General features: G+C 66.6%; 16 protein-coding genes and 1 pseudogene. 6 read left to right on the top strand and 11 right to left on the bottom strand.

Annotated elements, in window-relative coordinates; all coding sequences use genetic code 11:
• The first annotated feature begins 4 nt into the window (after nucleotides 1-4).
• The gene (locus G6N26_RS07950) at nucleotides 5-1,195 is read left to right on the top strand and encodes a PPE family protein (protein ID WP_041298056.1); all 1,191 of its coding nucleotides are present in this window, start codon (nucleotides 5-7) and stop codon (nucleotides 1,193-1,195) included.
• A 510-nt stretch (nucleotides 1,196-1,705) separates the two neighbouring features.
• Here G6N26_RS07950 and G6N26_RS07945 read toward each other — a convergent pair.
• The 3 genes from G6N26_RS07945 to G6N26_RS07935 all read right to left on the bottom strand — a co-directional run bounded on the left by G6N26_RS07945 (nucleotide 1,706) and on the right by G6N26_RS07935 (nucleotide 3,931).
• Nucleotides 1,706-1,990, bottom strand: coding sequence for a TFIIB-type zinc ribbon-containing protein (locus tag G6N26_RS07945; protein WP_041298054.1), 285 nt, complete (start codon nucleotides 1,988-1,990; stop codon nucleotides 1,706-1,708).
• A gap of 167 nt (nucleotides 1,991-2,157) precedes the next feature.
• Complete coding sequence (locus G6N26_RS07940; protein WP_014712352.1) at nucleotides 2,158-2,895, bottom strand: DUF1275 family protein; 738 nt, start codon at nucleotides 2,893-2,895, stop codon at nucleotides 2,158-2,160.
• Between the two features lie 334 nt (nucleotides 2,896-3,229).
• Nucleotides 3,230-3,931, bottom strand: a complete 702-nt coding sequence (locus G6N26_RS07935) for a cation efflux transmembrane domain-containing protein (protein WP_014712351.1) — start codon at nucleotides 3,929-3,931, stop codon at nucleotides 3,230-3,232.
• A 566-nt stretch (nucleotides 3,932-4,497) separates the two neighbouring features.
• Here G6N26_RS07935 and G6N26_RS07930 point away from each other — a divergent pair.
• Nucleotides 4,498-4,887, top strand: a pseudogene (locus G6N26_RS07930) (hypothetical protein); the annotation flags it as partial.
• Nucleotides 4,888-4,915: 28 nt separating this feature from the next.
• Here the strand turns inward: G6N26_RS07930 and G6N26_RS07925 are convergent.
• The 3 genes from G6N26_RS07925 to G6N26_RS07915 form a co-directional block, all read right to left on the bottom strand.
• Complete coding sequence (locus G6N26_RS07925; protein ID WP_067171287.1) at nucleotides 4,916-5,140, bottom strand: deoxyribodipyrimidine photolyase; 225 nt, start codon at nucleotides 5,138-5,140, stop codon at nucleotides 4,916-4,918.
• Between the two features lie 73 nt (nucleotides 5,141-5,213).
• Nucleotides 5,214-5,708, bottom strand: a complete 495-nt coding sequence (locus tag G6N26_RS07920) for an SRPBCC family protein (protein ID WP_083020462.1) — start codon at nucleotides 5,706-5,708, stop codon at nucleotides 5,214-5,216.
• A 72-nt stretch (nucleotides 5,709-5,780) separates the two neighbouring features.
• Nucleotides 5,781-6,080, bottom strand: a complete 300-nt coding sequence (locus G6N26_RS07915) for a glycosyltransferase family protein (RefSeq protein WP_067171293.1) — start codon at nucleotides 6,078-6,080, stop codon at nucleotides 5,781-5,783.
• 173 nt (nucleotides 6,081-6,253) lie between these two features.
• On the opposite strand from G6N26_RS07915, the gene G6N26_RS07910 reads away from it, so the two are divergent.
• On the top strand, nucleotides 6,254-7,279 hold the full coding sequence (locus G6N26_RS07910) for an Rv2578c family radical SAM protein (RefSeq protein ID WP_083020463.1): 1,026 nt from the start codon (nucleotides 6,254-6,256) through the stop codon (nucleotides 7,277-7,279).
• Between the two features lies 1 nt (nucleotide 7,280).
• Here the strand turns inward: G6N26_RS07910 and G6N26_RS07905 are convergent, their stop codons facing one another.
• Nucleotides 7,281-8,861 (bottom strand): purple acid phosphatase family protein, encoded by a 1,581-nt coding sequence (locus G6N26_RS07905; protein WP_083020464.1) that lies wholly within the window; start codon nucleotides 8,859-8,861, stop codon nucleotides 7,281-7,283.
• Nucleotides 8,862-8,950: 89 nt separating this feature from the next.
• Between G6N26_RS07905 and G6N26_RS07900 the strand changes: the two genes are divergently transcribed.
• Complete coding sequence (locus G6N26_RS07900) at nucleotides 8,951-9,394, top strand: hypothetical protein (RefSeq protein ID WP_083020465.1); 444 nt, start codon at nucleotides 8,951-8,953, stop codon at nucleotides 9,392-9,394.
• On the opposite strand, the gene G6N26_RS07895 is transcribed toward G6N26_RS07900, so the two are convergent.
• A complete protein-coding gene (locus G6N26_RS07895) occupies nucleotides 9,369-9,893 on the bottom strand; it encodes a helix-turn-helix domain-containing protein (RefSeq protein ID WP_083020466.1) in 525 nt (174 codons plus the stop codon). The genes G6N26_RS07900 and G6N26_RS07895 overlap by 26 nt on opposite strands.
• 76 nt (nucleotides 9,894-9,969) lie before the next feature.
• Between G6N26_RS07895 and G6N26_RS07890 the strand changes: the two genes are divergently transcribed.
• Both G6N26_RS07890 and G6N26_RS07885 read left to right on the top strand, forming a co-directional pair.
• Nucleotides 9,970-10,779 (top strand): aldolase, encoded by an 810-nt coding sequence (locus tag G6N26_RS07890; RefSeq protein ID WP_083020467.1) that lies wholly within the window; start codon nucleotides 9,970-9,972, stop codon nucleotides 10,777-10,779.
• A gap of 36 nt (nucleotides 10,780-10,815) precedes the next feature.
• A complete protein-coding gene (locus tag G6N26_RS07885; protein WP_083020468.1) occupies nucleotides 10,816-11,712 on the top strand; it encodes a dihydrodipicolinate synthase family protein in 897 nt (298 codons plus the stop codon).
• Here G6N26_RS07885 and ypfJ read toward each other — a convergent pair.
• The 3 genes from ypfJ to G6N26_RS07870 are packed head-to-tail and all read right to left on the bottom strand — an operon-like array spanning nucleotide 11,709 to nucleotide 13,991.
• Nucleotides 11,709-12,587, bottom strand: a complete 879-nt coding sequence (ypfJ, locus tag G6N26_RS07880; RefSeq protein WP_067168295.1) for a KPN_02809 family neutral zinc metallopeptidase — start codon at nucleotides 12,585-12,587, stop codon at nucleotides 11,709-11,711. The two genes, G6N26_RS07885 and ypfJ, sit on opposite strands and share 4 nt — an antisense overlap.
• Nucleotides 12,588-12,596: 9 nt before the next feature.
• Nucleotides 12,597-13,094 (bottom strand): SRPBCC family protein, encoded by a 498-nt coding sequence (locus G6N26_RS07875; protein ID WP_067168294.1) that lies wholly within the window; start codon nucleotides 13,092-13,094, stop codon nucleotides 12,597-12,599.
• A gap of 9 nt (nucleotides 13,095-13,103) precedes the next feature.
• Nucleotides 13,104-13,991, bottom strand: coding sequence for an oxidoreductase (locus G6N26_RS07870; protein WP_179960350.1), 888 nt, complete (start codon nucleotides 13,989-13,991; stop codon nucleotides 13,104-13,106).
• Nucleotides 13,992-14,033: the final 42 nt, after the last annotated feature.

Here is a 14,033-nt window from a genome sequence, read left to right as displayed (position 1 = left end):
TGAAATGATGGATTTCGCAGCTTTGCCACCCGAAATCAACTCGGCAAGGATCTATGCCGGTCCGGGCCCGACCTCGATGCTGGCCGCCGCGGCGGCCTGGACGGGACTCGCCGAGCAGCTGTATTCGGCGGCCGCCTCGTATTCCTCGGTGGTCTCAGGGCTGACCAGCGGGCCGTGGCTGGGTCCGGCGTCAGCGGCGATGACCACCGCGAGCGCCCCCTACGTGACGTGGATGGACACCACTGCCGCCACGGCCCAGCAGACCGCTTCGCAGGCCATGGCAGCCGCGGCCGCCTATGAGGCGGCGTTTGCGATGACGGTGCCGCCGCCGGTGATCGCGGCCAACCGCAGCTTGCTGCTGTCGCTGATCGCGACCAACGTCCTCGGGCAGAATGCGCCGGCGATCGCGGCGACCGAGGCGCAGTACGCGGGGATGTGGGCCCAGGACGTCGCCGCGATGTATGGCTACGCGGCCGCCTCAGCCAGTGCGTCGCTCCTGACCCCGTTCACCACGCCGCAACCCACCACCAACCCGGCCGGCCTGGCCGGACAGGGGACCGCGGTCGGCCAAGCTGTCAGCAGCTCGGCCAGCACCGACACCCAGGCGGTCCTGTCACAGGTGACCTCCACGGTGCCCACGGCCCTGCAGCAGCTCGCCTCCCCGCTGTCGTCCACGTCCGCTTCGTCGACGGGATCTGTGTCGTCGCTGAGTTCGTCGCTGAGTTCGGTGAATCCGGCGTTGTCGATGACAAGCTCGTTCGCGTGGATATCGAGTGCGCTGCTCTCCAACGCCAACCAGTTGAAGTCTCTGATGCCGGCCGTCAGCGCCGCCAGCACCGCCGCTTCGGGATCGGGGCTGGCGGGCGCGCTCGCTTCCGGCGCGCTGGGAGCGTCCGGCTCAGCAGGGCTCGGTGGAGCGGCGGTGTCGGCGGGGGTGGGCCGGGCGGCCACGGTCGGGGCGCTGTCGGTTCCGCAGACCTGGGCATCTGCGGCCCCGGCAATGGGTCCTGCCGCGGCGGCGCTGCATAGCACCAGCCTGGCCTCTGCCCCAGGAGCCACGGCGGGCGCTCCCGCAAGCATGCTCGGCGCGCCGATGGCAACGATGGCCGGGCGTGGCATAGGCAACGTCGGGGAAGCCGATCTCCGCTTCTTGCCCCGACTGACGGTGGTACCGCCCTCGGCGACCCTCGGATAACAAGGAGGAACACCAATCCCTAGCCGCGGACGCGTGACCTGGCCTCACCGTATTGAAGCCATAGCTCCACAATCGGTCTGTCAGAATCAACGGTCGGTTACCTTGACACAGCCAGTCGAGTTTATCTTGCTCGGACACGCCGAGCGTAAGCTTGCCGGAAGACTGACCATGTCCAAAGCATTCGGTTCAGCCGCGGTGGAGTTAGGTCGAAGATCAGGAGCCTTCGGTCGCGGTCTTGCGCCCGGGCGCAGCGCCACGCGGATCGCGATAAGCGCCGAAATAATCGACGCGGCGTCGGTGCATTAACACAAGAAGTTGGCGACCAGCCCGACGATCACCACGGCGACCAACAATGCCAGCATCGCGCCGCTCTAGATCCCAGGGACCTGACGCTGCAGTGGCGGCTGAATTGGTCGATAAAAGACAACCCGGCAGCGCATCAGTCAGAGCGGCGCGACACTTACCGTTACCAAACCACGACCAATCCGGACCGCCTGGAAACAATCAATGTCAGTGGTGCCCGCCACGGTATCCTCCGTGGCGACCACCGTAATAGCCCTCCCCGAACAAGCCACCCAAAAACCCTCGCGGGCGCGTATTTTCGACGTACCCCGGCTGGGCCGCGTACTGCTGAGGCGGGTACCCTGCCGGCGGTGGCTGTGGGGGTTGTTGTGCGGCTGCGTAGAACTTAGCCTCGGCTTCGGAGAGCTGCTCGAGTTCGCCGCGGTCAAGAAAAACGCCGCCGCAACCGGTGCACTGATCGATGGTCACCCCGAAGCGCTGCACCGGCAACATCTGCGACACGCACCGCGGACACAGCAGCGTCGATTCGTTGGTCTGCTTTGATTCACGTTCGCCTGTCACTTGAACCTCTCTAAAGAGGCAACGGCAAATGCCTCACCCGCCTAGGCTAACAGACATAAATGCATGCGCATGTACGAATGCGGGCGATTTGGGTGTGGCTAGCCTGCTGGTGCTCGGTCAACAAGTGGGGCATGCGCGGGCTCGAGGGCCGATATCGCGCTGGCCATCCGGCTGCTGCGCCGGCGGCTATACCACAGGATGGCCATCGCGATGGCCAGGCAGGCGGCGGCCGGAAGGAGCAGCGCGTTGTGGCCCAACCGGCCGCCGATGAGCGCTCCCGTCGCACCGCCGCCGATAAACAGCACCACGGTTGTCGCGAGCACAGTGGCTTTCCATCTATCCACTCCATGGTGGCGGCTGCGGCCCAATATTAAACCGAGGTCGGTGATGGTGCCGGTGAAGTGCGTGGTGCGGATTGTCATCCCGGGAAAGTCTGAGGTCATCGCGTTTTGCAGCCCGCACGCGGCCGCGGCTAGCAGGGCCTTGAACCCGGGAATCTCGATGCCGGCGGCGGCTAGCAGCAGTGCGGCCTCGGCGAGCAGGACCGCGGCGTGACGCGCACTGGTGTGGGTCTGCACTGTAGCCAGTACCGCTCCGGCCCCAGCGGCTCCAGCCAAAAAACCCCCCACGATCAGCGCGATCATGCAGCTCTCGTATAGCAATGGGTTGGCCGAATCCATGCCGAGCTGGGTGCTCAGTGCGGTCAGGTTGCCAACGGGAAACGCCAAAACCAGCAGTGCAACCGAATTGATGAATCCGGCGATTCCGGCCAGAATCCCACTGTAGCCCAGCACCAGCACCCGCAAGCGCGTCTCGCGGGTTTGCATGTGCGACATGTTTTTCCCTGTCCGGTGATCGGTGGTGGCACAACGCTACCAAGACTGCATTAAGAGACGTCGCCCCGCTAACACTGCTGCCTGAGAAAACTACGGAATCTCGGGTTGGCCGCACTGCTGGCATCACTACAATCGCCAGTCGCCGTAGTTGTTTGACCCAGGCGTGCGCCCACATAGCGGACCTGTGGTTAACGCGAGTATGTAGTGGCCCCAAAGGCGGGTGGCGTGATGATGGCGATACGGCGCAACCCCGATCGGGTAGCGGCGGTCACCTACGCCCGCTTGTCCTGATACCGCCTCGACTGACGGCGCCAGCTGGCGTGTCGCTTTTGATTCAACAGCCGCAGTCCTCGCCGCGCCAGGCTCGGACGCCTTGCCAGACGGCGACGGTGGCGATGGCAAGCCCGACCGCCGGGTCGAACCACCAGCTGCTCGGCCAGTGGGCAGTTACCGCCAGGCCGATCAACACTGCGGCGGCTTGGGCCGCGCAAAGGTAATTTTGGGTACCTTCGCCGGCGGTGGCCGCCGAGCCCAGCCGTGCGCCAAGTTGTTTTTTGGCCCGGCCAAGGATCGGCATCGCCAGCAAGGTGACGCTCGTCAACACGATACCGATCATCGAAGTCTCCGCATGGTGCTCACCAGCCAGGTGCCGAATAGACTCGGCGGCGATGTAGGGGGCCGTCAGCCAAAATGACACGGCAACACCGCGTTGAGCGCGTCGTTCGGCGCTCTCGGACAGCATCCGCGCGCCGGTGAACCGCCATACCACCATCGCGCTGGCCAAGCCTTCGGGCGCGCTGCTTAGCGCCCAACCGGTAAGTGCGATGGACCCGACCGCTAGGCCCTGCCACAGCCCCGCCGCGCCCTCGGTAAGCATCGCGATCAAGCTGACCCAGGCCAGCCGCCGCGCCCAGCGAGCGGCCCCGCGCCATCCCGCGTCCCGCGTCCCCGAATTCCGCGCGACCTGCGTGGACTCCGCGCAGCACGTGTCACCTACAAGTTCGGTGGGATCGCCGACTGGACGGAAACTACTCATAACGTTGGCTCCGTTGGCCAGCCGTCGGCGCCGCAGGTTGGGCGCAAACCCACCCCATGGCCGATCGCGGAAGACACGGCCGCGGAGCACATCAGCCCATCAACGAGTGAGTGCTGCGTCAACCGGGACAACGAAGCGCGGCCTGGTGGGTCGGCCACCGCCACGGCCCGGTGATGTAGGCAAACAGTGCATATCGATATCACCGACCGCTCCAAAACCACCAGCTGCAACTCATTAATAGACTGCAACAACATTTGCACTGGGCCATCTTATAGCCGCGGCGCAACCGCCCCCGGCACCGCCACACTGTGACGGCTTCCGTTGAATTTGCGCAACATGGTGCGCGCACGCTCACTCCCATCCCGGGGGTTCTGCGGTGGTAAACATCGAGGTCTCAGATGGCAGTGCTGATCCCGGTGCGGAGTTCTCAGCCCTGGCGTGGCGCGGTGGACCCCGATGAGGTGACGATGTGGCGCATCCAACCAGCACTCGCCGTGTGCCCGGTTTGCGGATCCTTAACGCGAATCCTTCTAGGCCCAAGTAAGTGGGCACATTCATGACTTGTCACTAACCTCAAGGCGCTGTGTCGTACGCATCATTTGGTGAAAACGTTTTGGGGCTGGCGCGAAAAGCAACTGGCCGATGGCACGCTGATCTTGACCTCCCCGGCCGGGTGCACCTATGTCACCACCCCGGGCAGCGCACTGCTGTTTCCCAGCCTGTGCCAGGGCACCGGCGCCATCCCGGCCCCCGAAGCCGACCCACCCCCGAACTACTGCACCCAGCGCACCGCGATGATGCCCCAACGCCGCCGCACCCGCACCCAAGACCGCGCCACCCGCGTCGCCACAGAACGCAAACACAACCGCGACGCCCGGTTGGCCGAAAAGCCTTCGTACGCTTGGTATTCCGAATCGGCTCACGCCGTTGGGGATGGGGAGCCGCCGCCGTTCTAGCGCGCGGGCGTGGGACGGCGCAGCCCGGTCATTTCTTGCTGGGAATGATGATCACCACGATCAACGTGAGGATGGAGAAGAACAGCCCAAGGATTCCCCATCCCAGTGGATTGCGGCCCTTCATCATGGCGATGACGCCGCAGACTATTGCGGCGATGATGCTGCCGATCGCGACGAAAATCCCTTTGATGCCACGCAGAATGAAGCCGGCGGCGACGGGGTCCGAACTCGCCAGAATCACCGAATGCAACATGTGAGGTCCTTTCGTGAGGGGTCCTGACGTGATACCCCCACGAATGTGGGAAAAAACCTTCTCGCCGTTGGGCTTACAGCACAATCCCGCGCGGATAACCGCGGCGGACGGTGCGGTCGAGAATTCCCAGGGTCGCCCGCAGCGCGCCCTCGGACAGGATCGGGAAAATTCCGGCTTCCCGCCACTTGGGGTCAATATCCGACCAGTCGTAGAACGAGGTGACCACGGTGGCCGAGGCGTCTTCGGTCGGTGCGAGCGTATAGCCGTACACGTGGCCGATCGGTGGCTGGATCTGGCCGAGCACCGTCCACGCGATCAGGCGATCCTGCTCGAACTGCTTGATGTCGACGGTGACGTCGTACTTGCCCAGTTGCGGAAAGTCGTTCAACGACTCGCGATCCATGTGCACCACGAAGGTGTCGCCGACGCCGCGCACCGGATCGCCGTCGGCGTCCTGGAGCATCCCGGACGAATCGATCGCCACGTGGCCCTGCGGGTCGCACAGCACGGCGAAGATGTCCGAAGCCGGTGCGCCGATGGTGCGGGAAGTCTCAATGCGGTCGGTCATAGGTCCTCGCGGCTGACGTAGCGGGCGACGATCCGAAGCTTAGCCCCGGGGTCGGCCTTCGTCAGGAGAGGGCTAATGCGGTGAGTTGACCAGATAACACTGCACGCGCCGAACGGCGTCCTCGGGCTTGACACCCATGTTCTCCAACCTCTGAACCACTTCGGCGGCAGGCACACCCGAAATGATGTCGTGGTCGATCACATGGACGCTGGGGAACCACACGTCTGCACTCACCCCCGGCGGCGGGGGCTTCGTGTCGCCTCCGACGCATTGTGCATAACCAACGGCGCCGGTCTCTGCGCCAGCCGGGGACGCCCCGAGCAGCGCGACGACGGGAATGCCCACCGCCGCCACGACATGGATCAAACGCATGCCTGAACACCCCGCCTTCGCCTCGGTTAACCGAAAATAAACTGGTTTGCTACCGGGCACAAGCCCGACTTTCGAAGGTGCACAACGGCTAACGGAGGCCGCCGCGACCACTAGCGCTCGGCGTTCCGGCACCGGCACTTGACTCGACATCGAACTGATGTTCGAATATTGGGATGCGGTGGGCAAACCAGGCCGTCGCGGTCAACGGGGAACCGATGGACGACGGGGCACTGCCGGGGCTGCAACGCATCGGCTTGGTTCGCAGCGTGCGGTCGCCGCAGTTCGAGGGGATCACCTTTCACGAGGTGCTGTGCAAGTCCGCGCTGAACAAGGTGCCCAGCGCGTCGGCCCTACCGTTTCGCTACACGGTCAACGGCTACCGCGGCTGCTCGCACGCGTGCCGGTACTGCTTCGCCCGGCCCACCCACGAATATCTGGAGTTGGACTGCGGCAACGACTTTGACACCCAGGTCGTGGTCAAGACCAACGTGGCCGAGGTGCTGCGTCGCGAGCTGCGCCGGCCGTCCTGGCGGCGCGAGACCGTCGCCCTGGGCACCAACACCGATCCCTACCAGCGGGCCGAGGGTCGCTACGCGTTGATGCCCGGCATCATCGGCGCCCTGGCCGAATCGGGCACCCCGCTCTCGATCCTGACCAAGGGCACCTTGCTGCGCCGCGACCTGCCGCTGCTCGCGGACGCCGCGGCGCAGGTCCCGGTATCGGTCGCGGTGTCGCTGGCCGTCGGGGATGCCGCGCTGCACCGCGACGTCGAGCCCGGGACGCCCACCCCGCAGGCGCGGCTCGGTCTGATCGGCGCGATCCGCGCCGCGGGGCTGGACTGCCATGTGATGGTCGCGCCGGTGCTGCCGTATCTCACCGACTCCGTCGAGCAGCTCGACGCGCTGCTCGGCCAGATCGCGGTGGCCGGCGCCGCCAGTGTGACGGTCTTCGGCCTGCACCTGCGCAGCTCGACCCGCGGCTGGTTCATGTCGTGGCTGGCCCGCTCACATCCCGAACTGGTCGGCCGCTATCGCGAGCTGTACCGACGGGGCGCCTACCTGCCGCAGGACTATCGCGACATGCTGCGCGAGCGCGCCGCCCCCCTGATCGCCAAGTACCGGCTTGCGGGCGATCATCGCCCCTTCTCCCAGGCGGTGCCGGCCGCGGCACCGCAACCCCTGCAGCAGACGTTGTTTTGAACTAGCCGTTGTCGCGGCGCGGCTTGGTCAGCGTGAATTCGTCGATCACGACCATGTCGCCCAGCGGGCCCCGCAGCGCGTAATGCGTCGCCTTGATCGAGGTATTGCCGCCGCGGCGGCCCGGGTCGACGTCGAAAGCCACAAAGCCGTAAGGGTTGTCGCGGTCGCGGAACGCCGACCACGGCGCGTCCTCGAGGACGTAGATCGGCGCCTTGCGCCGCAACCCGGGGTCAAACGCCCCCACGCCCGTGACCACCCGGCAGCGGGGCTCGGGAAAGAACATCGCGTTGCTCGGCGCCGAGGTTCCGCCGCCGCCGATGACCAGGTGCACCGTTCCCCGTGTCGAGTCGATGAGATCGCTTCGGGTGTCGACGGGGATCGGCGTTCTGGTGTCGGTCCCCAACGCGCCCCGCAAGGGGTGCGAGCGCTCGTAGTGGTGTTCGTGGCCGCACACCACCAGATCGACCTGATGCTGGTCGAACAGCGGCAGCCATTCCTCCCGAATGCCCAAGTCGGCCCCGTTGGTCTTGTCCGCGGTGGAGATCGCCGTCTGGTGCATGCACACAACCACCCAGTCGATATTGGGATCGTTCCGGGACGCTGCGAGTTCACTGGCCAGCCAACGCCTTTGCTCGCCTCCGGAGTAGCCGTGCACGTAGGAGTTGCCGCCGTCCTGGTAGGCCACGTCGTCGTTGGCGAGGCTGATCACCCGCACCGAGCCGGCGGTGAACGAGTACCACAGGCCGCGGGTCTGGGGGCTGGACCCGGAATCGGGCACCGCGAAGTAGGTCTGGTAGGCGCCGTAACCGATTGGCCCGTTGCCCAATTCGTTCTCGTGGTTGCCGGCCGCCGGCATCCAGGGCCGGTGGCGCGCCGAGCGGGTGTTGTTGTCGAACCAGTTCGACCACGTGCGGATCCGGTTCTGGGCCAGGTTCGCGTAGCACAGATCGCCGTTGACGAGGTTGAACAGCGGGCCGAGCCGCTCGATGGCCATGGTGGTGTCGGCGGCCGCCGGCGAGCCGATGTTGTCGGTGGCATAGCGGCCGTCGGGCATCCTGGCCAGCGCCGGGGTGGACTGATCCCCGAAGCTGGTGAAACGCAGGGGCTTTCGGCCCGACGGCGCCGTTCGCACGGTGCCCTGTTCCGGTTCGGCGCCGTCGTGCATCGCGGCGTACACGTAGTCGGTGTCAGGGGTCAGGCCGGTCAGCCGGGCGTGGTTGACGCGAACTTCGGTGTTGGATTTCGCGTCCCGGTAGGTGCGGGTCTCGGCGGTCACGGTGTGGCCGAACCCCGATGTCGGCGTGCCGAGCAGGACGCGCGGATTGCGGACCGCGTCGGTGGTGTGCCAGGACACCACCACCTCGGTGGCGGCGTCCTTGCCGAATTGCAGGTGTAGGCCGCCGATCGGTGGCGCGCCGTGGCGGTCGGGCTGCAGCCACGCGGCGGGCCCACGGGACCCGGCGCCCTCCGACCACAGCAGCGCGGCGCCGCCCACCCCGACGCCGCCGAGAACCGCGGAGGCCGCACTCGATGTGAGTAACCGGCGGCGGCTGATGCCGGCGGGTTCCGAATCGTTGCTCACCCCTGCTTCATACCGGAGCCGGCCAACCTGACGGTGAACGCCCGCCGTTTCCGGGATACGGCGGTAACGGATTCGGTAGCGTTTCAGATATGACGAACGTGCGAATAGCGACCACGGGGATCGCGGCGGCGACGTTTGCCGCGGCCGTCGCGATGATTGCGACGCCCGCGACCTCCCACGCGGATCCCGCCGGCCACCAGGTGACCTACACGATCACCGCCACCGGCAACCTGACCGGCAACGTCAGGTACATGAACAGCGACCCGCCCAGCCAGGCGGCCTTCAACTCGAACTCGTCGCAGTTCCTGAACACCGTGCAGACGGCGTTCACCGCCAACCAGCCGCTCGTCTACAACGCCACCCTGGCGGACCCCAACCAGTGGGCGTTCGTCAACGCCAGCGGCGGATGCCACTGGCCGGACTGCGACTCGTCGAACATGCCGCAGATTCAGTGCCAGATCGCGGTGGACGGCCAGGTCGTGGTGACCCAGAGCGCCACCACCGGCGTCACCTGCTCGACGCGTCCCTGGTAGCCACGACGACGACCTCGGCGGGTTCGGCGCCGACGGCCCGGACCGTGTGGCTGATCGCAGCGTCGAAATAGGCGCTGTCGCCGGGCCTGAGCGTGAACGTCTGATCGCCGTAGTCGAGTTCGACGGTCCCGGCGTGCACGAACATGAATTCCTGACCGGTGTGCTCGGGATGGGGGTCGTCGGCCAGCTTCTCCGTCGGGCGAACCACAAACGGCGACATCGACTTTCCCAGCAGCGACGAGGCCAGCACCCGGTAGCGTTCGCCGTCGGCGTTGGCCGCGCGTTCGACGGTGATTTTCTCGTGCGCCGCCTCGTCGGAGAACAGCCGCCCGACGTCGACGTCCAGCGCCTTGGCGACCTTGAGGGCGACCGCGATCGACGGCGTGCTGCGCCGGCGTTCGATCTTGGACAGATAGCTCTTGGTCAGCCCGGTCTGCTGGGCGAGGGCCTCCAGGGTGAGGCCGCGTTGCTTGCGGACCGCGCGCAGCAGTGCCGTCACCGGCCACCCCTCTCATGACACAAGGTTTCCTATAGTGATACTATTGTGTCACACGTTCGCGCCGAGGGAGCCCGCTATGGCCAGCACGTTCACCGATTCGAAATCCGACTTGATGCGCCGGGCCGCCGAGCAGTTGGCGGCCTTTCAATCCCAAGACGCCACCGATTCGCCGCTGACCACCCGCCAAAAGCTCGCCCTGACGTGCCGCGCCCTGTTTGACGCCGGGCACGACTCCGGCCTGGCCGGGCAGATCACCGCCCGCGCCGAGGAGGACGGCACCTACTACACGCAACGGCTCGGCCTGGGGTTCGACGAGATCACCGACGCCAACCTGCTCCTGGTCGACGAGGACCTCAACGTCCTTGAGGGGGACGGACCCCAGACTGGAATCGCCAACCCCGCCAATCGCTTTCACAGCTGGATCTATCGCGCCCGTCCCGATGTGCAATGCATCGTGCACACGCACGCGTTCCATGTGGCGGCGCTGTCGATGCTGGAAGTTCCGCTGGTCGTGTCCCACATGGACACCACACCGCTCTACGGCGACTGCGCGTTTCTGGAAAAATGGCCGGGCGTGCCGGTCGGCAACGAGGAGGGCGAGATCATCTCCGCCGCCCTCGGTGACAAGAAGGCGGTCCTGCTGGCCCACCACGGCCACGTCATCGCCGGCGCCAGCATCGAGGAGGCGTGCTCGTTGGGAATCCTCATCGAGCGCGCCGCCAAGCTGCAGCTGGCCGCGATGGCCGCCGGCACCGTCAAAGAGCTACCCGAGGAACTGGCCCGCGAGGCCCACGACTGGACGCTGTCGCCGCAGCGCAGCCGGGCCAACTTCGCCTACTACGCCCGCCGGGCCCTGGCCCGGCATCCCGACGTGCTGACCAGCTAACCCGTTATCCGCCAACCCAATCCGAGGAGCCCGCCTGTGGCGCACACGTCTGAGCCCAAGATCCACGGCATCATCGCCTACCCGGTGACCCCGTTTTTGGCCGCGAGCGGCCGAAATGAAGTTGACACGAAACGTCTCGCGGCACTGGTCGACCGGCTGGTGTCCGCGGGCGTGCATGCGATCGCGCCGCTGGGCAGCACCGGTGAGCTGGCCTACCTCGACGAGCCCGAAGTCGACACCGTGGTCGATACCACCATCGCGACGGTCGCGGGGCGGGTGCCGGTGGTCGTCGGCGTGTCGGATGTGACCACCGCCAAGACCATTCGCCGCGCCACCTACGCCCAGCAGGCCGGCGCCGACGCGGTGATGATCCTGCCGGTGTCCTACTGGAAGCTCACCGAGCGGGAGATCTTCCAGCACTACCGCAGCATCAGCGACGCCATCTCGATCCCGATCATGGCCTACAACAACCCGGCCACCAGCGGCGTCGACATGCCTCCCGAATTGCTGGTGCGCATGTTCGAATCCATCGACAACGTCACCATGGTCAAGGAGTCCACCGGCGACCTGACCCGCATGCAGCGCATCGCCGAACTGTCCGGCAGCCGGCTGCCCTTCTACAACGGCAGCAACCCGCTGGTGCTCGACGCACTGAAGGCGGGGGCATCCGGATGGTGCACGGCCGCACCGTGTTTGCGTCCGCAGCCCTGCATCGACCTCTACGAGGCGGTCCGCGCGACCGACCTCGACACGGCCCAGAAGCTCTACGACGACCTCAAGCCGCTGCTCACCTTCATCGTCGCGGGCGGACTGGCCACCACCGTCAAGGCGGGCCTGGAGCTGCTCGACTTCCCGGTCGGGGACCCGCGCGCGCCGCTGCTCCCGCTCGACGAGGACGGCCGCGCCGAGTTGCGCAAACTGCTTGGTGCCTAACCCAAATCGGGTGCGGAGAAGGTGTCGCACTGCTTCGGATCACCGGTCTGATAGCCGACGGTGAACCAATGCTGGCGCTGCTCGGCCGAGCCGTGCGTCCAGCTTTCGCGGTTGACATGCCCCGTCGCCTGTTTCTGGATGCGGTCGTCGCCGACCGAGGCGGCGGCCGATAGCGCGTCGCGAATGTCGTCGTCGGTCAACGGATTCAGGAACGGCGTGCCGTCCTTCTGGTTGACCGTGGCGGCGTAGTGCGCCCAGACGCCGGCGTAGCAGTCGGCCTGCAGCTCGGTGCGCACGCCGTTGCCGCCGGCGCCCTTGGCTCCCTGCTGGGCGCGGCCGAGGTCGCCCTGCAGCTGTTGCACGTGATGTCCGTATTCGTGGGCGACGACGTATTCCTGTGCGAAAGCCCCGTTGCTGGAATGAAGCTGCTTGACGAGCACATCCTGAAAGAAGCTGGTGTCGAAGTACGCCGTCTGGTCGGCCGGGCAGTAGAACGGCCCGACATCGGTGGTGGCCGGTCCGCAGCCGGTGCTCACCTGGTCGCTGAACAGGCGCACATGGGGACGGGTGTACCCCGGCATCAGCTGATGCCACACCGCGTCCACCGAGTTGCCGGTCGCGACCACGCGGCACTGCACGTACTTGTTGGCGTCCGCACCCGTCTTGCACTGGCTCAGGTCGAATCCGGGCGCCGAGTACCCGCCGGTGTTGGTCTGTTGCTGGTTCATGACGCGACCGGGGTCCACGCCCAGGAACAGCGCCCCGAGCAGGATGATCAGCCCGAGGCCGCCGCCCCCGACGGCCATCCCCATCCCGCCACCGCCGGACGACGACGCGTTGCTGGTGTCGATCTGCATGCCCTCGTTGAAGGTCATGACACGCTCCTAAGGTTGCCGGGTCGCAAGGGAGTCGGTGTAGCTGCGCAGGTTGCGCAGGTATCGGCGCAGGGCCAGGTTCAGCAGCGGCCCGACCACGACCATCGCCAGCTTCGCCGGGCCCGCCGGCTTCTGGGCCATGGTCCACGTCAGCCGGCAGCCGCCCGGGATGACCTCGACGCGGTAGTCCTCGGCGAAGGCCGCCACGGACTTGGTCGAGCATTCGTTGAAGCGAAAAGCCATGTGCGTGAAGGGTTCCCACGCGAGAAATTCCTCGTTGCCGACGATCCCGCCGCGCATCTCGACGACGCGGGTGGTGCCGACGCCGCGCGGCTCGGGGCTGGTCCAGGTCACCTTGGTGATCACCTTCGCCCAGCGTGGCCAGGATCCGGCGTCGGAGAGCACCTCGAACAGCTGCTCGGGGGTGATGGCCAGGTCGACGCTGTTGCGGAACGCAAATGGCGCCGTCTCGATGAAGTTCACGTCGACGCGCTCGCAGGGGAACATGAAAATAATCTAGCCGGGGCCGTCGCTGGCCGCGGCCAACAACGGCACCACGACGTCGCTGATCGGTGTGGCCAGGCCGTGGGCCCGGGCCTTGCGGAGGATCACGCCGTTGCGGACGTCCCATTCCATCGGCCGGCGGTTTTCCGCGTCGGTCAGGATCGACGTGCCCATGTCCTCGGAGACGTTGCGGAACAGGTCGGTCAGCTCGTCGGCGATGCCGTCGGGAAGCCGGGCGCCTTCGGCCCGCGCGACGGCCAGGCATTCGGTGACATAGCGGCGCGACAGCGCGGCCACGTCGTCGCGGCGAAACATCCCGGACCGCCGCCGCGACAGCGCCATGAACCCGGCCAGCGCGTTGGTGAGCAGCTTGCGCCAGGCCGCGGTGATGATGTCGGGGTCGCAGTCGACGCGGCAGCCGGCGCCGCGTAGCAGTTCGGCGACCGTCTGGGCCGAGGGTCCGCTGGGTAGCACCAGGGCCGCCTCGCCGCGCAGCCGCACCCAGCCTTCGGGCCGGGTTTCGGCGGAATACCAGACGATGCCGGGGATGACGGGGGAGCGCGGGCAGTGCGGCTGCACCTGCTCGACCTGCTCGATACCGTTTTGCAGCACCACGACGATGGTGTGGACGTCGCAGAGCCGGGCCAGCCAGCCGGCCGCCTCCTGGTTCTGGGTGGCCTTGACGGCCAACAGCACCACATCCACGGGGCCCGAAACCTCGTCGGGATCGGTGTGCACCGGGCCGGGGACGAGGATCGGGTCGGCGCCGTCGGGCCGCAGTTCGATGCGTTCGCGTGTGGTGCGGCCGCACACCAGGACCGAATGGCCGGCCCGAGACAGGAGCGCGGCGACCGTCGTACCGACGGCGCCCGGACCGACGAGTGCGATGTTTGTGGCGATACGAGCGAAACTACACCGCCCCTTAGACTGATCTGTCGTCCA

The organism is Mycobacterium marseillense (genome assembly GCF_010731675.1).
In the GTDB taxonomy this organism is placed as follows: Bacteria; Actinomycetota; Actinomycetes; order Mycobacteriales; family Mycobacteriaceae; genus Mycobacterium; species Mycobacterium marseillense.
Note: the sequence above shows the minus strand (reverse complement) of the source record. Positions and strands in the feature narration are given on the sequence as shown.